This is a genomic window from Streptomyces sp. NPDC031554 (assembly GCF_055580685.1).
Map to the genome: position 1 here is coordinate 205036 of NZ_JBVIKX010000001.1, position 21355 is coordinate 226390.

The following is a 21355-nucleotide window of genomic DNA, read 5'->3' on the forward strand; positions in this document are numbered from 1 at the left end:
GCGTCGCGGTCGCTCGATGCCGCTGCGCACACGAAAGCCCCGTCATTTGGCGGGGCTCGTTCTTTTTGACCGTTTTATCTGCGTCTTACATCACTACGAACCAGCACCTCTGCTTGTTTGGAACTGCACTGGTCGTCGTGCTGGAATGCCTGAACTGCCCAATAGTCAATGACGTACTCATGGTCGATGGCTGACCGGGCTCTGAGACACTGCGGCACGACGAAGGTGCCGACCGCCGAGAGGTTGTTGGTCGAGTGAGGCGAAGCAAGAAAAGTCCCGAGCCGGCGGCCCGGGGCAACTTCACCCCGCCGCCGCGCGGAGCGGCGCCCGCCCCTGTGCCCGGCTCGGGGCCGGCGGCCGCTTCCGCGAAGAGCGGCGGTCGCCTCTCCCCGCGCAACTGGCGGGTGCCCACCAGGCTGAACGCGATCCTGCTCATACCCGTGCTGGTCGGCCTCGTCATGGGCGGCTTCCAGGTGAAGAGCTCGATCGACACCTGGCAGGAGGCGGAGGACGCCCAGAAGACCGCGCAACTGGTGCGGGCTTCCCTGCTCTACGCCGACGCCCTCTACAACGAGCGTGACGTCAGCGCGGCACCGCTGCTGCTGAACAAGGACGAGGACGTCGTCACCGACGCCCGCAAGAAGACCGACCAGGCCGCCGACGTCTTCGACCAGGCCGCGCAGGACATGCCGCAGAAGTCCGGTCTCCAGCGCCGTCTGAAGCTGTTCCGCGACGAGGAGCCCGCGCTCCAGACCCTGCGGGCCGGCGCCTACGTCTCCCCCAAGCTCACCGGTGTCATGACCGAAGAGGGCTACACCACGATCGCGCACCCCTTGATGGAGTTCGCGAACGAGCTCGGTCTGGGCACCGGAAACATCACCAGCTACGGCCGTACGGTCTACGCGATCTCGCTCACCAAGGCGGCGCTGTCGCTGGAGCGCTCCATCGGCATGCACCTGCTGGTCAAGCCCGGCCCCAGCAAGGGGAGCTTCGCCAGCCAGAAGGTCGCCCTCTCCTCCTACGCCTACCTCGAGCGCATCGCGCTGGAGGAGTACACCGGCGGTGGCACCGAGGCCGACGCGCAGAAGCTCGAAGAGGCGAAGGCCAAGATCGAGACGGACGGCGCGGCGATGGCCAAGGAGGCCGAGGCCGAGGACTCGGACTACGTGGCTCCGCCGTCCGATCCCACCGACATGATCTCGGCCGTCGCGACGCTGCCGTCCACGGACGCGAGCGACCGCCAGACGCTGGCCGCGGGCGGTGTCACCGCGGAGAACTGGTGGGCGGTCAACACCCTCAAGTACAACGCGTACCTGAAGATCGAGTCGGACCTGACCGACAAGGCCGTGAGCGAGGCGGCCCAGATCGCCGACGACGCCAAGCAGTCCGCGATCATCACCGGCGCCGCCGTCGTGATCGCCCTGCTCGCCGCGTTCATCCTGGCCGGCATGGTGGCCCGCCAGATGAGCCGCTCCATGCGCCAGCTGCGCAACGCCGCCTTCGGCATCGCCGAGCAGCGGCTGCCGATGCTGGTCGACCAGCTCTCGCGGACCGACCCCGGCCGGGTCGACACCCGGGTCACGCCGATCCCGATCACCACCACCGACGAGATCGGCGAGGTCGCCCGCGCCTTCGACCAGGTCCACCGTGAGGCCGTCCGGCTCGCCGCCGAGCAGGCCCTGCTGCGGGGCAACATCAACGCGATCTTCACCAACCTCTCGCGCCGCAACCAGTCGCTGATCGAGGGCCAGCTGACCCTGATCACCGACCTGGAGAACAACGAGGCCGACCCGGACCAGCTGGAGAACCTCTTCCGCCTGGACCACCTCGCGACCCGTATGCGCCGCAACGGCGAGAACCTCCTGGTCCTCGCCGGCGAGGAGCCCGGCCGCCGCTGGGACCAGCCGGTCCCCCTGGTCGACGTGCTGCGCGCCGCCTCCTCCGAGGTGGAGCAGTACGAGCGCATCGAGCTGTCGGGCGTCCCGGAGGCCGAGATCCACGGCCGTGCCGTGACCGACCTCGTGCACCTGCTCGCCGAGCTGCTGGAGAACGCCACCACGTTCTCCTCCCCGCAGACCAAGGTCCGTGTCACCGCGACCCGTCTCCCCGACGGCCGCGTGATGATCGAGATCCACGACAAGGGCATCGGCCTCACCGCCGAGGACTTCGCCGACATCAACCACAAGCTGGCCAACCCGCCGACCGTGGACGCCGCGATCTCGCAGCGCATGGGCCTGTTCGTGGTCGGCCGGCTGTCCGACCGACACGGCATCCGCGTCCAGCTGCGCCCCTCGGGCGAGCAGGCCGGCACCACCTCGCTGGTCATGCTGCCCGACGCGATCACCCACGGTGGCGGTGGCGAGCAGCCCGAGCGCGGCGACTTCACCGTCTCGCAGATCATCCCGGAGCAGCGGTTCCCGGGTGAGGACTTCAACCACCAGCCGCTGCGCACGGCGGCCGAGCTGGGCTTCGACGACAGCCAGTACACGGAGGTCCCCGACGACCCCCGCGACCTGGACCCGGTCAACCGCTCCCTGATGCGCGAGGAGCGCCGGGCGGCCCTGGACCCCCCGGCCCAGGACGGTCCCGGGCAGCAGCGGCCCGCCGCGACGCCCGCCTACGGCGACGGTTTCGACGAGTCGCAGCAGCAGCCCGCGTTCGACGCCTCCCCCGAGGGCTACGCCCCGGCGCAGAACGGCTACGACAACGGCACGACCGGCTACGCCGGCCGGCCGTCGGCGTACGACCGGCAGACGTCGTACGAGGAGCAGCAGCAGACGGCGTACGAGGACCCGTACGGCACGTCCAACGGCGGTACGCCGCAGGGCGATGCCTTCCCGGCGAACGGCGCGGGGTCGCAGAACGGTGCCTTCGGGCAGCACGGCGGCTACCCCGACCCCGCGTATGCGGAAGCCGCCCAGGAGGAGCGGGCGCCGGAACGGCAGGCCGCGCCGGAGGGCTTCCAGCCGTACGAGGAGCAGCCCTACCAGGACGACTGGCCGCAGCAGAACAACTACCAGGGCGGCTACCCGGACCAGTACGCTCCGCAAGCGGAATCCGCGCAGGCCGCTGACGCCGGTGCGCAGGACAGCGTAGGCTTCGACCGGCCGGGACCGGCCTCCGCCGCCCACCAGATGACCGACGCCGGACTGCCCCGCCGCGGATCCCCCGCGGCGAGCGGTGCGAACGGTGCGCGGCCCGCGGCCCAGGAAGCGCCGGCCTCCGCCGCGGACGGTCCCGCCGACTGGCGTTCGGCGAACGACGAGCGCTGGCAGCAGGCCGCCCAGCTCAAGAAGCCGCGGGCGGGTGGAGTCACCTCCTCCGGCCTGCCGCGACGGGTGCCCAAGGCCAATCTGGTCGAGGGCACCGCCGAGAGCACCCCCCAGGGAGGCCCCCAGGTCTCCCGCGCCCCGGAGGACGTCCGAGGCAGGTTGAGCAACCTGCGTCGAGGCGTCGAGCGTGGACGCAACGCAGGAAGTGAACCGAACGGTCAGGACCGGAACCAGCACAGTGGTCCTGACAGCACCTACAACCAGGAGCGTTAGTGTGAGCCCGATGAGCCAGGCGGCACAGAACCTGAACTGGTTGATCACCAACTTCGTGGACAACACCCCGGGGGTGTCCCACACGGTGGTGGTCTCCGCCGACGGACTCCTTCTGGCGATGTCCGAAGGCTTCCCCCGCGACCGTGCCGACCAGCTCGCGGCCGTCGCCTCCGGTCTGACGTCGCTGACGGCAGGCGCCTCCCGGATCTTCGAGGGAGGCAGCGTGAACCAGACGGTCGTGGAGATGGAGCGGGGATTCCTGTTCCTCATGTCCATCTCCGACGGCTCCTCGCTCGCGGTTCTCGCACACCCCGAGGCGGACATCGGCCTCATCGGGTACGAGATGGCCCTTCTGGTGGACCGGGCAGGTACGGTCCTGACCCCCGACCTTCGTGCGGAGCTCCAGGGGAGCCTCCTCAACTGACAGACAGGCGGTGCGTTTTGGCGTCCCGAGGCCGTAGGGTTTCGGGACGCGGCTTCCACGTGATGGGTGCCAGGCACAGTCGAAGGAGGAGAGAAAGTGGCAACACCCCCAGGCGGTTCCCATTCGGGCAACTGGTCGTACGGCCCTGCACAGGGCCAGGGTGACGGTTCGCAGAACCCGAACCGTTACGCCTTTCCCTCCGCTCCGAACCAGCGTCAGCCGTACGCGCCCCAGGGTCCGCAGGGCCCCGGGCCCTCGCCGTACGACCAGCCGCACCAGCCGCACATCCAGCCCGTGCAGCCGCAGCGCCGCGCCCCCGAGCCGTCGCCCGCCGGGACGACGAACAACCCCTTGGTGCGTCCGTACGCCATGACCGGCGGCCGGACTCGCCCGCGGTACCAGCTCGCCATCGAGGCGCTGGTGCACACCACCGCGGCTCCGCACCAGATGCAGGGGCAGCTGCCCGAGCATCAGCGGATCTGCAACCTCTGCCGGGAGATCAAGTCGGTGGCCGAGATCTCGGCCCTCCTGACGATCCCTCTCGGTGTGGCCAGGATCCTCGTCGCCGACTTGGCGGAGGCGGGACTGGTCGCCATCCATCAGCCCGGCGGCGACGAGAGCGCCGGCGGCCAGCCAGACGTGACACTGCTCGAAAGGGTGCTCAGTGGACTTCGCAAGCTCTAGCGGCGGTCCTTCCCGCTCCACCACCTCGGCGAAGATCGTGGTGGCGGGTGGCTTCGGCGTGGGCAAGACCACGTTCGTCGGGGCCGTCTCGGAGATCAACCCGCTGCGTACCGAGGCCGTCATGACGTCTGCTTCGGCAGGCATCGACGACCTCACCCACACCGGGGACAAGAAGACCACGACGGTCGCCATGGACTTCGGACGCATCACGCTGGACCAGGACCTGATCCTGTACCTCTTCGGTACGCCCGGCCAGGACCGCTTCTGGTTCATGTGGGACGACCTGGTGCGCGGCGCCATCGGCGCGATCGTCCTGGTGGACACCCGCCGGCTCGCCGACTGCTTCCCGGCGGTCGACTACTTCGAGAACTCGGGTCTCCCCTTCGTGATCGCCCTCAACGGCTTCGACGGCAACCAGCCGTACCAGCCGGACGAGGTGCGCGAGGCCCTCCAGATCGGGCCCGACACCCCGATCATCACCACCGACGCCCGGCACCGTTCGGACGCCAAGTCGGCGCTGATCACCCTGGTGGAGCACGCGCTGATGGCGCGCCTGCGGTAGGACTTCCGTGAAAAGGCCCCTGTGCCCCTCCCCGGGGAGGCGCGCAGGGGCCTTTTCACGTCACCGGGCCCGACGGCGGCTCCACCGGCCGCCGGACCGCGCGCGAAGGCCCCGGCCGCCCGTGGGGCGTCGGGGCCTTCGTCGTGTTCGCGGGCGGGTCAGCGCCAGCTGTGCGGGGCGCGGAAGCCGCCCTCGCGCTCCAGACGGCGCCAGCCGGCCCGGAGGCGGCCGTGGTGGACGCCGGCGGGCTCGGCGGAACGGGAGGCGGCGCGGGCCAGCAGGATCGCCGTGAGTGCGGCGACCTCCTCGGGCTCGGCGTGGCCCTTCTCGACGCGGATGTCAGGCGTGGTCATGGTGTCAGTCTCCGTAAGAGAGGTTTCCGCAGGGGGTGCGCGGAGGGTCCGCCGGGTTACTGCGGGGGGTTGCCGTGCTTGCGCGAGGGCAGGTCGGCGTGCTTGGACTGCAGCATCGCCAGGGACCTGACGAGGATCTCGCGGGTCTCGGCGGGGTCGATGACGTCGTCGACGAGGCCGCGCTCGGCGGCGTAGTACGGGTGCATCAGCTCGGACTTGTACTCCTTGACCATGCGGGCCCGCATGGCCTCGGAGTCCTCGGCCTCGGCGATCTGGCGGCGGAAGATGACGTTGGCGGCGCCCTCGGCGCCCATGACGGCGATCTCGTTGGTCGGCCAGGCGTAGGTGAGGTCGGCACCGATGGACTGGCTGTCCATGACGATGTAGGCACCTCCGTACGCCTTGCGCAGGATCAGGGAGATCCGGGGCACGGTCGCGTTGCAGTAGGCGTAGAGGAGCTTCGCGCCGTGGCGGATGATTCCACCGTGCTCCTGATCGACGCCGGGCAGGAAGCCAGGTACGTCCAGAAGGGTGATGATCGGGATGTTGAAGGCGTCGCACATCTGCACGAAGCGGGCGGCCTTCTCGCTGGCCTCGATGTCGAGGACGCCGGCGAGGCTCTGCGGCTGGTTGGCGACGATGCCGACGACCTGGCCGTCGAGCCGGGCCAGGGCGCAGATGATGTTGCGCGCCCAGCGCTCGTGGACCTCCAGGTACTCGCCGTCGTCGACGATCTCCTCGATGACCTTGGTCATGTCGTACGGCCGGTTGCCGTCCGCGGGGACCAGGTCGAGCAGGACGTCGCCGCGGCGGTCGGCGGGGTCGGTGGACTCGTGGCGCGGCGGGTTCTCGCGGTTGTTCTGCGGGAGCAGCGACAGGAGGTAGCGCACCTCCGCGATGCAGGTCTCCTCGTCGTCGTACGCGAAGTGGCAGACGCCGGAGGTCTCGGCGTGCACGTCGGCGCCGCCGAGGCCGTTCTGGGTGATCTCCTCGCCGGTGACGGCCTTGACCACGTCCGGCCCGGTGATGAACATCTGCGAGGTCTCGCGGACCATGAACACGAAGTCGGTGAGGGCGGGGCTGTAGGCCGCGCCGCCCGCGCACGGGCCGAGCATCACGCTGATCTGCGGGATGACGCCGGACGCCTTGGTGTTGCGCTGGAAGATGCCGCCGTAGCCGGCGAGCGCGGAGACGCCCTCCTGGATACGGGCCCCGGCGCCGTCGTTCAGCGAGACCAGCGGGGCCCCGGCCGCGATGGCCATGTCCATGATCTTGTGGATCTTGGTGGCGTGGGCCTCGCCCAGCGCACCGCCGAAGATGCGGAAGTCGTGGGCGTAGACGAAGACCGTACGGCCCTCCACCGTGCCCCAGCCGGTGATGACACCGTCGGTGTACGGCTTCTTGGCCTCCAGACCGAAACCGGTCGCCCGGTGCCGGCGCAGCTGCTCCACCTCCTGGAAGGACCCCGGGTCCAGCAGCAGCTCGATCCGCTCCCGGGCGGTCAGCTTGCCCTTGGCGTGCTGCGCCTGGGTCGCCTTCTCGCTCGGCCCGGCCAGCGCCTGCGCACGGATCCCGTGCAGCTCGGCGACGCGCCCGCGCGCGTCCGTGGGCTCGGCGGTCGGCTCACCGGTCGTCTCTTCCAAAACGGTCATGTAGTGACCTTACGAAGACCATCAAGGAAAGTGAGACGTCGACTCCGTACAGTCTCCGGCGCGTTTTCCTGGTACCCCTGAACAGAACCGCGCCGACACACAGGCTTTCCGACTGCTCAGGCCCCGTACCGCTTGTGGGGGTCACACAAAGGGCGAACGTGAGACCAACGTCACATCATCGCCCGACAGGCGCCACCCAGTGGAGTGACGAGGTCCGTCGAGGGTCCCGCAGGAGCGGTCTCCGCGCAACGATGGAAGGGCGTCCGGAAGACCTGCGCACGCAATGTTGAAAGTTGAACGGAATAGGTCTACGGTCTGCCGTGTTGGAAACATCGTTGAACATTCAACATCATCGTCCGTCCCCTCGATCCGCCGACCGGTCCCCGGACCGGTCCGTCCCCAAGGAGCACGACATGGGCATCTTCGGCCGCAAGAACACCGGCGAGACCACCGTCACCACGGCCGCCGCCGTGAACCCGGACCTCGCCGCCCTGACCGGCGACTACACGATCGACCCGGCGCACTCGACCATCGGGTTCGTCGCCCGGCACGCGATGGTCACCAACGTCAAGGGCAAGTTCAACGAGTTCACCGGCTCGCTGCACCTCGACGGGGCCGACCCGGCCAGGTCCACCGCCACCATCGACGTGACGATGCGCAGCGTCGACACCGGGTCCGCGGACCGCGACAACCACCTCAGGACCGCGGACTTCTTCAAGACCGACGAGTTCCCGACGATGACCTTCCGCTCGACCGGCGCGGAGGCCCTGGGCGGCGACGACTACCGTCTCACCGGCGACCTGAGCATCCTCGGCGTGACCAAGCCGCTCACCATCGACCTGGAGTTCAACGGCTCCGCCAAGGACCCGTTCGGCAACGAGCGCGTCGGTTTCGAGGGCAAGGCGGAGATCCTGCGCTCCGAGTGGGGCCTGACCTGGAACGCGGCGCTGGAGACCGGCGGCGTCCTGGTCTCCGACAAGATCAAGCTGAACTTCGACATCTCGGCCATCAAGAACGCGTGACGCGTCACCGACGCCACGCCCCCTGAGCGCGCCCGCCCTCCACTCCCCCCGTGGGGAGGGCGGGCGCTCGGCATGTCCGGGTGCGGGCGACGGGGCCGCGGGGCGGGGTGGGCGAGCGGCGCGGACGGGCAGGGGCGTGCGGGGCGTGTGCGCCAACCGGGCTCCGGCGCGTGGAGCGTGGGCTCGGGACAGATGGGCGCCGGCGCGGAGGGGGCGCGCGCGGAACGCGGGCGCGGGCCGGGACGCCGGAGCGGGCGCGGGCCGGGACGTGCCCGCAGGTCCGGGCGCGGACGCGGGGCGCGGCGCGTGCCCGGTGCTCCGCGCGGCGCGGGCACGGGTGCCCGCGCGAGGCGGGGCCCGGGGCCCCGGCGGGACGGGACGCGAGGGCGTGGCGGGCCCGGACACAGGTACGGGGCGTCCGGACGCACGACGGTCGTGGACGTCGGTCGTTCATCAGGGCGCCCCGCCGACGCGGCCGGGGACCGTGACCGAGGAGGCGCCATGACCAGGACCGGACCGCAGCACTACCCCGGCGCGCACCGTGACCACTGGTACCAGGACGACTTCGGCGGCGACCGGATGGAGGTCAACGCCGTCGTCCTGCACACCACCGAGGGCCGCTCGCTGCCCGGCTACCAGGGCGGCGCCTCCGCGCCCAACCTGACGGCGGTGCCGGACCTCGCGGCGAGGAAGCTGACGTGGTACCAGCACTTCGACATCGACATCTCCTCCCGCGCCCTGCGCAACAGGCCCGGCGGGGTGCAGACCAACACGCTGAACGTCTGCCAGGTGGAGCTGGTCGGCACCTGCGACCCCGAGCGGCACACCAAGTGGCAGACGGGCGGGAAGCCCCACGTCCACTGGCCGAAGGCGCCGGAGTGGGCGCTCGTCGGTCTCGCCGGCTTCCTGGCGTGGATGCACGAGGAGCACGACGTGCCGCTGCGTGGCCCGGCGCTGTGGCCGGCGTACCCGAGGTCCTACGGGAACGGGGCCGGACAGCGGATGAGCGGGGCGCGCTGGAACGCGTTCAAGGGCGTGTGCGGCCACATGCACGTGCCGGAGAACGACCACGGCGACCCGGGAGCCCTCGACTTCGACGAACTGATCCGGCTGGCGAAGGCCGCCGTGCGGGGCTGACCGCCCCCGCCGCAGGGCCGGCGGCGCGTCGGGCGCCGTCGGCCGCCGCCTCCGGCCGCGCGACGGCGGGCGCTCGACGACGGTCGACGCCCGAGCGGTCCGCCCCCGCGGGGAACGGCGTGGCACTCGGGCGTGGCCGGATCGCCCCCCTTGTGCGAAGGCTTGCGGCGTTCTCATAATCCAGCAACAGATTTGACCCGCCCATGCCAGCAAATGGGCGTTTCTTCGTTGCCGATGTTGTCATGCGCGCGTCAATTCCGTGTTTCGGGCACCACCAGATCCCCCGACCCCGGGTCAACCCCCCACGGAAGGCATCACGTTGAAGAAACTCCTCACGGCGCTCAAGAGACTCGCGGCGGTCGGCGCCGCCGCCCTCGCGATCGCCAGCCTTCAGCCCGTCTCGTCCGCCCAGGCCGCGCCCTCGCCCGTGGTGGGCGGAACCCGCGCGACACAGGGCGAGTTCCCGTTCATGGTCCGGCTCTCCATGGGCTGCGGCGGCGCGCTCTACACCCAGCAGATCGTGCTCACCGCCGCGCACTGCGTGGGCTCGACCGGCGCCAACACCAGCATCACCGCCACCGCCGGCGTCGTGGACCTGCAGTCCACCACCGGCCGGGTCCAGGTCCGCTCCACCTACGTCTACCGGGCCCCCGGCTACAACGGCAACGGCAAGGACTGGGCCCTCATCAAGCTCGCGCAGCCCATCAACCTGCCGACGCTGAAGATCGCGACCACCACGCAGTACAACACCGGCACCTTCACCATCGCCGGCTGGGGCTCGGCCACCGAGGGCGGCTCCCAGCAGCGGTACCTGCTCAAGGCCACCGTGCCGTTCGTCAGCGACGCCACCTGTCGTTCCTACAGCGGGTACAGCGGCCTGATCGCGAGCGACGAGATCTGCGCCGGGTACGCGGCCGGCGGGGTCGACACCTGCCAGGGCGACTCCGGCGGCCCGATGTTCCGCCGCGACTCGGCCAACGCCTGGATCCAGGTCGGCATCGTCAGCTGGGGCATCGGCTGCGCCCGGCCCAACGCGCCCGGCGTCTACAGCGAGGTCTCCACGTTCGCCTCCGCCATCGCCTCAGCGGCGGCCTCGCTCTGACCCGCCCGTAGCCCCACCACCGCGTCCGTACGACGTCCACGGGCCCGGCGCTTCCGGCGCCGGGCCCGTGCGCGGCGGTCGGCGGTCGGCGGTCCACTGCACGCGGTCGGTGGCCGGCCGGCCGGAGGCCGAAGGTCAGAAACCGCCGCCGAAGTCCCCTCCGCCCCCGAAGTCCCCTCCCCCGCCACCGCCGAAGTCACCGAAGTCCCCGAAGCTGCCGGGGTCGAAGTCCGCTCCGGACACGTCGCCCCCTTCGTAGCCGCCGCCGAAGTCGCCGTAGCCGCCGCCGTAGTCGGAGGCGTAGGAGGGGGTGGCCATCAGGCCGCCGAGCATCGTGCCGACGAGCAGGCCGGGCAGCAGGCCGCCGCCGAAGTAGCCGCCCGCCCAGGGGCCGTAGGCCGGGCCCGCCTCCCAGTAGGGGCGGCGGCCGTGGTCGGTGTCGACCTCGCGGACCACGGGATCGCGGCCGTCCGCGAGACGGGTGCGGTCCGCCGCGCAGACCGGGACCTGACGGGCTGCCCCGCCGGGCGGGGTCCAGGCGGCGTCGGTGACGGAGGGGCCGTGGCGCGGGTCGAAGAAGCACGGCGGGCGGCGTTCGGGCAGCGGTTCGCCGGCCCGGCGGGCCGCGAGCCGGGCCAGGGCGAAGCGGCCGTCCTCCAGGACCTCGGTGACGGGGCGCACGTCCTCCGGTCTCGTCGCGTCCGCCATGTACGACTTGGCCCTCTCGTAGGCGTCGAGGGCGTGCGCGTAGTCCCCGCGCATCGCGTCGTCGGCGCCGGGCTCGGCCGGGTGGAAGTCGAGCCGGTCGAGTTCCTCGCCGAAGGCGGTGATGTCCTCGTCGACGACGACCCGGAGCCGTTCCAGAGCGGCCCGCTGCTCCTGCGCGTGCCGCCGGCGGTTGCGCCGTACGAGGGTGTACGCGCCGGCTCCGCCGACCGCGACCAGCACACCCGCCGTGACCAGGCCGGCCGTCGACGCCCCGCCGCCGCGGTCCGGGGAGCCCCAGCCCGTGGGTGCGGAGCCGCCCATGTCGGCGACGGCCCGGTCGGTGAAGTCGTTCAGCTGGGCAGCGGCGTCGCTCTCGCCCTGGACGCTGGAGACGAGGTTGCGCACGGCGGCCGCGGGCAGGACCGAGGAGTCGGCGCGGGCGTCGAAGCGGTCGCCGAGGCGGATCGCGTAGAGGCCGGTCACGCCGGTGGCGGTGCGCAGGTCGGTGAAGAGGTTCTCCGTCGGGTAGCCGGCGGGGAGGACGGCCACGAAGACGGGTCTGTCGGCGTCCTCGATCTTCTTCTGGAGGGCGTGGGCGTCGGCCTGGGAGAGCTGGTCGGACGCCGCCGGGTCGACGTAGACGGGGCTCTCGCGCAGGGCCGCGGCGATCGTCGACACACCGGTCTCGGCTTCGGCGCGCGGGGCGCCCGCCGACAGCAGGGTCAGGGCGGCGAGCGCCAGCGCGAGGAACAGTCCGGCGAGACCTCGGGTCGAAAGTGCGACCTTCATACTTCGAAGCTACCTCCTACAGGGAGGAAGTCACCTCGTACGGGGACGGAACAGGGCGGGCGGAGCGGGAGCCGCACGGCGCAGTCGGCCGGAAGTGGTCCCGGCGGTGGTCCCGGTGGCCCCGCCCCTGCTCGGCCTACTCGGCCGGGGTCACCCCCGCCCGCAGCAGTCCGTAGGTGTAGGCGTCCTCCAGGGCCTGCCAGGACGCGGCGATCACGTTCTCGGCGACGCCCACCGTGGACCACTCGCCGCTGCCGTCGCTGGTGGAGATGAGCACGCGGGTCGTGGACTGGGTGCCGTGCACGCCCTCCAGGATGCGGACCTTGTAGTCGACCAGGTCCAGGTCTGCGAGCTGGGGGTAGATCTTCTCCAGGGCCACGCGCAGGGCGCGGTCGAGGGCGTTGACCGGGCCGTTTCCCTCCGCGGTGGCGACGATGCGCTCGCCCTTGGCCCACAGCTTGACGGTGGCCTCGTTGGCGTGGGTGCCGTCGGGGCGGTCCTCGACGATGGCGCGCCAGGACTCGACGGCGAAGTACTTCAGCGGCCGGCCCTCGGCCTCGGCGCGCAGCAGCAGCTCGAAGCTGGCGTCGGCCGCCTCGTAGGTGTAGCCCTTCAGCTCGCGTTCCTTGACCCGGTCGACGACCCGGCCGACCAGTTCGCGGTCGCCGCCCAGGTCGACGCCGAGCTCCTTGCCCTTCAGCTCGACCGAGGCGCGGCCGGCCATGTCGGAGACCAGCATCCGCATGGTGTTGCCGACCAGCTCGGGATCGATGTGCTGGTACAGGTCCGGGTCGACCTTGATCGCGGAGGCGTGCAGGCCGGCCTTGTGGGCGAAGGCGGAGACCCCCACGTACGGCTGGTGGGTGGAGGGCGTGAGGTTGACGACCTCCGCGACGGCGTGCGAGATGCGGGTCATCTCGCGCAGCCGGCCCTCGGGGAGGACCTTCTTGCCGTACTTCAGCTCCAGCGCGGCGACGACCGGGAACAGGTTGGCGTTGCCGACGCGCTCGCCGTATCCGTTGGCGGTGCACTGCACGTGGGTGGCGCCCGCGTCGACGGCGGCGAGGGTGTTGGCGACCGCGCAGCCCGTGTCGTCCTGGGCGTGGATGCCGAGGCGGGCGCCGGTGTCGGCGAGGACGGTGGAGACGACGGCCTGGATCTGCGCGGGGAGCATGCCGCCGTTGGTGTCGCAGAGGACGACGACGTCCGCGCCGGCCTCCGCCGCCGCCCGGACGACCGACTTGGCGTACTCGGGGTTCGCCCGGTAGCCGTCGAAGAAGTGCTCGCAGTCGACGAAGACGCGGCGGCCCTGTTCCTTGAGGAAGGACACCGTGTCGGCGACCATCGCCAGGTTCTCGTCGAGCGTGGTGCGCAGGGCCAGTTCCACGTGCCGGTCGTGCGACTTGGCCACCAGCGTGATCACGTCGGCGCCCGCGTCGAGGAGCGCCCTGACCTGGGGGTCCTCGCCGGCCTTGGCGCCGGCCCGCCGGGTGGCGCCGAAGGCGACGAGCTGGGCGTGCCGGAAGTCGATCTCCTGCCGCGCCCGGGCGAAGAACTCGGTGTCGCGCGGGTTGGCGCCCGGCCAGCCGCCCTCGATGAAGCCGACGCCGAACTCGTCCAGGTGCCGTGCGATCGCGAGCTTGTCGGCGACCGTGAGGTTGATGCCCTCGCGCTGGGCGCCGTCGCGCAGGGTGGTGTCGAAGACGTGGAACGAGTCGTCGAGCTCGCTGGTTTCCGTCATGGTCTCAAGGCTCCTGTTTTGGATCTCGGTCTACCGGAATGACCGGCTCCACCGTCCCCCCATGGTCCCGCGCGCCTGTCCCCCGGCTGAAGGTGGGCCAGGAAAACGAAAAACCCCTCGCGGGTGCGAGAGGTCTGCGCGCGGGTCGAGGACGACGATGGCCGCCCGTACCTGGTCGTACGTGGCGGTCACTGCGGACCGGCGCGCCTGCTGCCAATAATCGTGGCGAACGAGAGCACGGAGGGAGTCTGACACAGAGCGGCCCCGCGCTCACGGGCTGTCTCAGGATGCGAACAGGGTGTCCGCCAGGAGGCGAGCGGGGTGCCCGTCAGGAGGCGAGCAGGGTGTCCGCCACGAACTCCGTCACATGCCCGATGACCTGCTCGCGGCCGGTGCCGCGCAGCCCGATCGCCACGTGGATGGAGAAGCCGTCGAGCAGCGCCCGCAGCCGGGCGGCGAACCGGTCGGGGTCGACGGGGCGGAACTCGCCGCGGGAGACGCCCTCCGCCAGCAGGGCCACCAGGTCGCGGTGCCAGGCGCCCTCGATGGCCGCCTGCCGGTCGCGGGCGTCCGCGTCGGCGGCGGCGGTCTGCGAGCGGTTCCAGACCTCCAGCCACAGGGTCCAGTGCGGGTCGCGGTGACCGTCGGGGACGTAGAGGCCGACGTAGGCGTCGAGCCGTTCGCGGGCCGTGGTCCGGCCGGTCAGCAGCCGGCCGCGCTCGGCGCCGAGGCGGCCCTCGCTCCACTCCAGGGCCTGCAGGAGCAGCTCGTCCTTGGAGCGGAAGTAGTACAGCAGGTGCCCGCTGCTCATCCCCACCTCACGGCCGAGCGCCGCCATGGTGAGCTTCTCCAGACCGCGCTCGGCGATCATCGCCACGGCGGCGGCGAGGACGTCCTCGCGCGGTGGGGCGTGCCTGCGCTCACGTGCCGCACCGGGCATCGGGACTCCTGTGGATCTTCGGCTGCTGTTGCGTGATGCAGTGGATGCCACCGCCACCGGAGAAGATCGTACGGGCGTCGACCCGCGTCACCGTCCGGTCCGGGAACAGCCGGCGGAAGACACCGGCCGCGATCTCGTCGCGCGGGTCGTCGAAGCCGCACAGGACGACCCCGCCGTTGCACAGGTAGTGGTTGATGTAGGAGTGGTCGGCCCAGTGGCCGTCGGCCTCCAGGACGGTGGGCGCCAGGACCTCGACGACCTCCAGCCGGCGCCCCCGCGCGTCGGTCTGCGCCCGCAGCAGGCCGGCGGCCTCCTTCGTCACCTCGTGGTCGGGGTGCGCTGGGTCCGGCTGGCTGTGGACGACGACCACGCCGGGGCGGGCGAACGCGGCGACGATGTCGACGTGGCCGAGGGTGCCGAAGCCGTGCGGGGGGTAGTCGCCGGTGAGGCCGCGCGGCAGCCAGATCGCCTTGCGGGTGCCGAGCTGCGCGTGGATCTCCGCCTCGACCTGCGCGCGGGTCCAGTGCGGGTTGCGCTCGGGGCCGAGCTGGACGGTCTCCGTCAGCAGCACCGTCCCCTCTCCGTCGACGTGGATCGCCCCGCCCTCGTTGACCAGGTCCGAGGCGTACGTCTTCGCGCCCGCGAGGTCCGAGACGTACCCGGCGATCTTCGCGTCGTACTCCCAGCGGGCCCATTCCTGGGCACCCCAGCCGTTGAACGTCCAGTCCACGGCGGCCAGTCCGTGCCCGTTCGTGAGGAACGTGGGACCGATGTCGCGCATCCAGGCGTCGTCGAGTTCGCGCTCGACGGTGTCGATGCCCGGCCCGAGCAGGGCTCGCGCGTCCGCGGAACTCCCCGGCGCGCACACCACCGTCACCGGTTCGAAGCGGCGGACCGCACGGGCGACCGACGCCCAGGCGGCGCGCGAGGCGGCCAGGTCGTCCGGGTCGTCGAAGGTGGGGTTGGGGGACGGCCAGGCCATCCAGGTGCGCTCGTGCGGGGCCCATTCGGCGGGCATCCAATAGCCGTCGGCGGCGGCCTTGCTCATCGGGGAGGTCCTCACAGGAAGTAGAGGCGGTTGAGGGGGACGGAGTCGGCCGGCCCGGAGCGCAGCGGTTCCCCGTCGAGGGTGACCAGGCCGGTGCGCCGGTCGACGTCCACCGCTCCGGTACGGGAGTTGAGCCGCAGGTCGGCGGGGCCGATGCCACGGGTGCCGCGGACGGCGACCCGGCGCCGGCGGGTCGGCACGCGGTCGTGGCCCCGGTCCAGCGCGGCCCGCGCGACGAAGGCCACCGAGAGGTCGGCGGGTGTGGCGCCGTACGCGCCGAACTGCGGTCCCAGGACGAGGGGTTCGCAGGTGTCGGTGGCCGCGCCCGGGTCGCCGACGACGCCGTACGCCGGGAAGCCGGACTTCAGGACCAGCTGCGGTTTGGCACCGAAGTACTCCGGCCGCCACAGCACGAGGTCGGCGAGCTTGCCGACCTCGATCGACCCCACCTCGTGCGCGAGTCCGTGCGCGATGGCAGGGTTGATCGTCAGCTTGGCGATGTAGCGCAGGACGCGCTCGTTGTCGTGGTCGTCCGGGGCGCCGAACTCGGCCTTCATCTTCCCGGCCGTCGCGAACGTGCGGCGTACGGTCTCGCCCGCGCGGCCCATGCCCTGGGCGTCGGAGGAGGTGATGCCGATCGCGCCCAGGTCGTGCAGGACGTCCTCGGCGCCCATGGTCGAGGCGCGGATGCGGTCGCGGGCCATGGCGGCGTCGCCGGGCAGGTCGGTCTTCAGGTCGTGGACCGAGACGATCATGCCGTAGTGCTCGGCGACCGCGTCCCGGCCGAAGGGCAGGGTGGGGTTGGTGGAGGAGCCGATGACGTTCGCGACGCCCGCCATCTTCAGCACGTTCGGCACGTGTCCGCCGCCGCAGCCCTCGATGTGGAAGGCGTGGATCGTGCGGCCCTCCAGCACGCGCAGGGTGTCCTCGACGGACAGGCACTCGTTCAGCCCGTCGCTGTGCAGGGCCACTTGCACGTCGTGTTCCTCGGCGACCCGCAACGCCGTGTCGAGCGCGCGGGTGTGGGCGCCCATGTCCTCGTGGACCTTGAAGCCGGACGCGCCGCCCTCGGCGAGGGCCTCCACCAGGGGTGCCGGGTCGGACGACGAACCCCGGGCCAGGAAGCCGATGTTGACCGGCCAGGCGTCGAAGGCGCCGAACGCGTGCCGCAGTGCCCAGGGCGAGTTGACGCCGACACCCCACACCGGCCCGAACTCCTGCCCGATGATCGTGGTCACGCCGGAGGCCAGCGAGGCCTCCATGATCCGCGGCGACAGCAGGTGGACGTGGGTGTCGACGGCACCGGCGGTGGCGATCAGCCCTTCGCCGGACACGATCGACGTCCCCGTGCCGACGACCACGTCGACCCCGTCGAGGGTGTCGGGGTTCCCGGCCCGTCCGATCGCGTGGATCCGGCCCTCGCGGATGCCGACGGACACCTTGCGGACGCCCTGCACGGCGTCGATCACGACGACGTTGCTGACGACGACGTCGCAGGTCTCGCGCACGGCGGCGGCCTTCAGGTGCATTCCGTCGCGGGCGGTCTTGCCGAACCCGGCGAGGAACTCGTCTCCGGGGCGCTGGGAGTCGGACTCGACGCGGATCACCAGCCCGGAGTCGCCGAGCCGGAGGCGGTCGCCCGCGCGCGGGCCGTGCGTGGCGGCGTACTCGTGCGGGGTGAGGCGGCGGGCCTCGGCGGGGTGTCCCGCGGGACGGCTCATCGTCCGTCCTCCTCGTCCGTCGTGCCCGGTACGCCGAGGTAGCCGCAGGCGGCGGCCCTGCGCAGAGCCTCCTCCCGGGCTCCCGGCGCGTCCAGCGGTCCGTCGACCAGGCCGGCGAAGCCGATCGCGATCCGGTCGCCCCCGAGGGGGACCAGTCCGACCTCGGCGCGCTCGCCGGGCCCGAAGCGCACGGAGGAGCCGGCGGGGACGGCGAGCCGCATGCCGTAGGCGGTCGGGCGGTCGAAGCGCAGGCGCGGGTTGGCCTCGAAGAAGTGGAAGTGCGAGGTGACGGAGACGGGCACGTCCGCGGTGTTGGTGACCGTCAGCCGGACCGCCGCCCCGGGTTCGGCGTGTCCGGGCCCCGGCAGCAGCGCGCCGGGCGCCCCGTCCCCGAGACCGCCCCCGATCGGGTCGGAGACCACCGCGAGCCGGGACCCGTCGTCGAAGACGGCCTCGACGTGCACCTCCGTGACGACGTCGGCGACCCCCGGCAGGACGTCGTCGGGGCCGAGGACCGCGCGGGCGCGCTCGACCGCCTCGGCGAGCCGGACGCCGTCGCGGGCGGCCTCGCAGACGGTGTCCGCGATCAGCGCGGTCGCCTCGGGCACGTTCAGCCGCAGGCCGCGGGCGCGGCGGGCGCGGGCCAGCTCGGCGGCGCCGAACAGCAGCAGCCGGTCCCGTTCCGTCGGGGTCAGTCTCATGCCGGACGCCTCCTCGGGTCCTCCACATTAGAACGTCACTCTAATTTATACATCCATGATTCAAGCTTGCCTTTACGATGGAATGCGCATCACATGGAGCGTTGCTCTAACCAGGGTCGGGGAGGTACACGAAAGGGCCGCCCCGGACGTGTGTCCGGGGCGGCCCTGGCGGGGACGGGGGCGGGTCAGCCGATCGTGTGCATCCAGCCGTGCCGGTCCTCGGTCTTCCCGCGCTGGACGTCGAGGAGCGCCTCGCGCAGCTTCACGGTGACCGGGCCGGGCTCGCCGCCGGAGTGCTGCCACTCGGCGCCGGCGCGCTTGACGGTGCCCACGGGGGTGATGACCGCGGCCGTGCCGCAGGCGAAGACCTCCGTCAGGGAGCCGTTCGCGGCGTCGCTCTGCCACTGCTCGAGGGAGACGCGGCGCTCCTCGGACGCGAGACCGAGGTCGCGGGCGACCTGGAGGAGGGAGTCGCGGGTGACGCCCTCCAGGATGGAGCCGGTGAGGGTCGGCGTGACGATCTTGTCGCCGTACACGAAGTACAGGTTCATGCCGCCGAGCTCCTCGACCCAGCGGTGCTCGACGGCGTCGAGGTAGCAGACCTGGTCGCAGCCCTTGGCGGCGGCCTCGGCCTGGGCGAGCAGGGAGGCCGCGTAGTTGCCGCCCGTCTTGGCGTCGCCCATGCCGCCGGGGACGGCGCGGACGCGGTCCTCGGAGACCCAGATGGAGACCGGCTTCACCCCGCCGGCGAAGTAGGCGCCGGCAGGCGAGGCGATGACGAGGAACAGGTACTCGTTCGCGGGCTTCACGCCCAGGCCGACCTCGGTCGCGATCATGAAGGGGCGCAGGTAGAGGGACTCCTCGCCGCCGTGCGCGGGAACCCAGGCCTCGTCCTGGCGGATCAGCGCGTCACAGGCCTCGACGAAGGTCTCGACCGGCAGCTCGGGCATGGCGAGGCGGCGGGCGGAGCGCTGGAAGCGCTTGGCGTTCTGGTCCGGGCGGAAGGTGGCCACGGAGCCGTCGGGACGGCGGTAGGCCTTGAGCCCCTCGAAGATCTCCTGGGCGTAGTGCAGGACGTTCGTCGCCGGGTCGAGCGGGATCGGCGCGTACGGGACGAGCTGGCCGTCGTGCCAGCCGCGGCCCTCGGTCCACTTGATCGTCACCATGTGGTCGGTGAAGTGGCGGCCGAACCCGGGGCTCGCCAGGATCGCCGCGCGCTCCGCGTCGGAGAGCGGGCTGGCGGAGGGCTTGAGCTCGATCGTGGGCGTCGTCATGAGTGGTTGTCCTTCACCGGTGTTGTAGTGACGGGCCGCTTTCGTTCCTGTACGTCCCGTGCGAGGACGTCCGAGCATTCCCTCATTCCGCGGCTCCGCGTTCGATTATCGCGCGCGGTCGGCGGTGGAAGAAACGGGGTGAAACGCGGCCCGGGGTCGATGGTGGCACCCGGCGGGGGACATGCGGAAGCCGCCGGGTGCGCATGCGGCCCGGCGGCTTCGAATGGTTTCGAGGTGGCGCGGGCGTCAGCCGGCCACCCGTACGGCGAGCGCGTCACCGATCTCGGTGGTGCTGCGGGCCGGCTTGCCGACGCGTTCCGCCAGGTCGGCGGAGACGGCGTCCTCGATGCGGGCGGCCTCGGACTCGTGGCCGAGGTGACGCAGCAGGAGGGCGACGGACAGGACCGTGGCGGTGGGGTCGGCCTTGCCCTGGCCGGCGATGTCCGGGGCCGAGCCGTGCACGGGCTCGAACATGGACGGGAAGTCGCCGGCGGGGTTGATGTTGCCGCTCGCGGCGACGCCGATGCCGCCGGAGACGGCCGCGGCGAGGTCGGTGATGATGTCGCCGAAGAGGTTGTCGGTGACGATCACGTCGAAGCGGGCGGGGTCCGTGACGAGGTAGATCGTCGCGGCGTCCACGTGGATGTAGTCCGTGGTGACCTCGGGGAACTCCGCCGCCACCTTGTTGAAGGTGTTCGTCCACAGGTGGCCCGCGAAGGTCAGCACGTTGTTCTTGTGGACCAGCGTGAGCTTCTTGCGGGGGCGGGCCTGGGCGCGGGCGAAGGCGTCCCGCACCACGCGCTCGACGCCGAAGGCCGTGTTCACGGAGACCTCGGTGGCGACCTCGTGCTCGGTGCCCTTGCGGATGGTGCCGCCGTTGCCGGTGTAGGGGCCCTCGGTGCCCTCGCGGACGACCACGAAGTCGATCTGCGGCTCGCCGGCCAGCGGGGTGGCGACACCCGGCAGGAGCTTCGACGGACGCAGGTTGACGTGGTGGTCGAAGGCGAAGCGGAGCTTGAGCAGGAAGCCGCGCTCCAGGACGCCGGACGGCACCGACGGGTCGCCGATCGCGCCGAGCAGGATCGCGTCGTGCTTCTTCAGGGCGTCGAGGTCGGCGTCGGTGAGGGTCTCACCGGTGGCGTGGTAGCGCCGGGCGCCGAAGTCGAACTCCTCGGTCTCCAGCTTCACATCCTGCGGGAGGACGGCGGAGAGGACCTTGAGACCCTCGGCCACGACCTCCTGGCCGATGCCGTCACCGGGGATCACTGCGAGATTGATGCTGCGAGACATGTGAGAACCCTACTCGGCGTCCCATGGAATGACATGGACCGTCCGCGATGCGGACATGGACGGGGGTGCGGCGCGGGTTCCGGAGTCCCGTCCGGAGCCCGCCCCGCACCCCGGCACCGGATGCGGCTCCCGGAGCACGGGGAGACCGGCCCGGCCGGGCCTGCCGACGGCCGGCACTCGGCGGTCGACGGTCGACGGTCGGCGGTCGGCGGTCGGCGGTCGGTCGGCGATCCCTCAGTGGCCGGTCTCGCCGCCGTTGTCACGGCGGTCGAGGGCACGCTGGAGGGCCGCGGCGGCGTTCTTGCGGTCGGACTCGCTCGTGCGGGAGGCGTGGCGGACGCGGCGGCGGACGGTCTTCTCGGCCATGGGAAATCGACTCCATTCGCGGAACCAGGAAGTTCGGCGGGGCTGCGCGACTCCCCCACTGCCCCGAGGGCGTGGGAGATGACCCCTGGAAGGGCCGGGGAGCGGTGCCGCAGGGGTTGCCTGCACGGGCCCGGCTCACGACCGCCACGCGCTCGGTCGAGCGAGACGTTCGGCTCCTACAAAACTAAGTGAGGAGTCCGCGCCTGTCTCCACAATTACTCGGACTTCCTACTATCTGAGACGGCTTCCCGGTCACACCGCCCTGACCTGCGTCTTCACCGGGGAGCGCGCCGCGC

18 protein-coding genes are annotated in these 21355 nt (G+C 71.6%); 7 read left to right on the forward strand and 11 right to left on the reverse strand.

Annotated features, from left to right (window positions below):
• Positions 1–254 precede the first annotated feature (254 nt).
• The 4 genes from ACZ5FU_RS00900 (at position 255) to ACZ5FU_RS00915 (ending at position 5215) form a co-directional block, all read left to right on the forward strand.
• Positions 255–3545: a nitrate- and nitrite sensing domain-containing protein gene (locus ACZ5FU_RS00900; protein ID WP_469044051.1), complete on the forward strand. Its 3291-nt coding sequence runs from the start codon at positions 255–257 to the stop codon at positions 3543–3545.
• Positions 3546–3555: 10 nt separating this feature from the next.
• The gene (locus ACZ5FU_RS00905) at positions 3556–3969 is read left to right on the forward strand and encodes a roadblock/LC7 domain-containing protein (protein WP_030948713.1); all 414 of its coding nucleotides are present in this window, start codon (positions 3556–3558) and stop codon (positions 3967–3969) included.
• A 96-nt stretch (positions 3970–4065) separates the two neighbouring features.
• A complete protein-coding gene (locus ACZ5FU_RS00910; RefSeq protein ID WP_469044052.1) occupies positions 4066–4653 on the forward strand; it encodes a DUF742 domain-containing protein in 588 nt (195 codons plus the stop codon).
• Entirely contained in the window at positions 4634–5215 is a 582-nt protein-coding gene (locus ACZ5FU_RS00915; RefSeq protein WP_451526248.1) for a GTP-binding protein, read from the forward strand. The genes ACZ5FU_RS00910 and ACZ5FU_RS00915 overlap by 20 nt, the downstream gene beginning before the upstream one ends.
• Before the next feature lie 158 nt (positions 5216–5373).
• Here ACZ5FU_RS00915 and ACZ5FU_RS00920 read toward each other — a convergent pair whose 3' ends face one another.
• Together ACZ5FU_RS00920 and ACZ5FU_RS00925 are read right to left on the reverse strand one after the other, a co-directional pair.
• Positions 5374–5568, reverse strand: coding sequence for an acyl-CoA carboxylase subunit epsilon (locus ACZ5FU_RS00920; protein ID WP_451526247.1), 195 nt, complete (start codon positions 5566–5568; stop codon positions 5374–5376).
• A gap of 56 nt (positions 5569–5624) precedes the next feature.
• The gene (locus ACZ5FU_RS00925) at positions 5625–7220 is read right to left on the reverse strand and encodes an acyl-CoA carboxylase subunit beta (protein WP_451526246.1); all 1596 of its coding nucleotides are present in this window, start codon (positions 7218–7220) and stop codon (positions 5625–5627) included.
• A gap of 413 nt (positions 7221–7633) precedes the next feature.
• On the opposite strand from ACZ5FU_RS00925, the gene ACZ5FU_RS00930 reads away from it, so the two are divergent.
• The 3 genes from ACZ5FU_RS00930 (at position 7634) to ACZ5FU_RS00940 (ending at position 10481) form a co-directional block, all read left to right on the forward strand.
• Entirely contained in the window at positions 7634–8242 is a 609-nt protein-coding gene (locus ACZ5FU_RS00930) for a YceI family protein (protein ID WP_451526245.1), read from the forward strand.
• Between the two features lie 501 nt (positions 8243–8743).
• Positions 8744–9379, forward strand: a complete 636-nt coding sequence (locus ACZ5FU_RS00935) for a hypothetical protein (RefSeq protein ID WP_451526244.1) — start codon at positions 8744–8746, stop codon at positions 9377–9379.
• A gap of 319 nt (positions 9380–9698) precedes the next feature.
• Positions 9699–10481 carry a serine protease gene (locus ACZ5FU_RS00940; protein ID WP_451526243.1) on the forward strand — a complete coding sequence of 261 codons (783 nt, stop codon included), beginning with the start codon at positions 9699–9701 and terminating at the stop codon, positions 10479–10481.
• A 135-nt stretch (positions 10482–10616) separates the two neighbouring features.
• On the opposite strand, the gene ACZ5FU_RS00945 is transcribed toward ACZ5FU_RS00940, so the two are convergent.
• The 9 genes from ACZ5FU_RS00945 to ACZ5FU_RS00985 form a co-directional block, all read right to left on the reverse strand.
• Positions 10617–11978 (reverse strand): hypothetical protein, encoded by a 1362-nt coding sequence (locus ACZ5FU_RS00945; protein WP_451777402.1) that lies wholly within the window; start codon positions 11976–11978, stop codon positions 10617–10619.
• A gap of 136 nt (positions 11979–12114) precedes the next feature.
• A complete protein-coding gene (gene cimA / locus ACZ5FU_RS00950; protein ID WP_468645019.1) occupies positions 12115–13719 on the reverse strand; it encodes a citramalate synthase in 1605 nt (534 codons plus the stop codon).
• Positions 13720–14047: 328 nt separating this feature from the next.
• Entirely contained in the window at positions 14048–14659 is a 612-nt protein-coding gene (locus tag ACZ5FU_RS00955) for a TetR/AcrR family transcriptional regulator (protein WP_451526240.1), read from the reverse strand.
• Complete coding sequence (locus tag ACZ5FU_RS00960) at positions 14640–15707, reverse strand: agmatine deiminase family protein (protein ID WP_468835698.1); 1068 nt, start codon at positions 15705–15707, stop codon at positions 14640–14642. Before ACZ5FU_RS00960 ends, ACZ5FU_RS00955 begins: the two co-directional genes overlap by 20 nt.
• 11 nt (positions 15708–15718) lie before the next feature.
• Positions 15719–17428 (reverse strand): urease subunit alpha, encoded by a 1710-nt coding sequence (locus ACZ5FU_RS00965; RefSeq protein ID WP_451777404.1) that lies wholly within the window; start codon positions 17426–17428, stop codon positions 15719–15721.
• A complete protein-coding gene (gene ureA / locus ACZ5FU_RS00970) occupies positions 17425–18129 on the reverse strand; it encodes an urease subunit gamma (RefSeq protein WP_451777407.1) in 705 nt (234 codons plus the stop codon). The genes ACZ5FU_RS00965 and ureA overlap by 4 nt, the downstream gene beginning before the upstream one ends.
• Positions 18130–18314: 185 nt before the next feature.
• Positions 18315–19403: a branched-chain amino acid aminotransferase gene (locus tag ACZ5FU_RS00975; RefSeq protein WP_451526236.1), complete on the reverse strand. Its 1089-nt coding sequence runs from the start codon at positions 19401–19403 to the stop codon at positions 18315–18317.
• Positions 19404–19649: 246 nt separating this feature from the next.
• Positions 19650–20693: a 3-isopropylmalate dehydrogenase gene (locus tag ACZ5FU_RS00980; protein WP_451777409.1), complete on the reverse strand. Its 1044-nt coding sequence runs from the start codon at positions 20691–20693 to the stop codon at positions 19650–19652.
• Positions 20694–20927: 234 nt separating this feature from the next.
• Positions 20928–21059 carry a hypothetical protein gene (locus ACZ5FU_RS00985; RefSeq protein ID WP_401477846.1) on the reverse strand — a complete coding sequence of 44 codons (132 nt, stop codon included), beginning with the start codon at positions 21057–21059 and terminating at the stop codon, positions 20928–20930.
• Between the last annotated feature and the right edge of the window lie 296 nt (positions 21060–21355).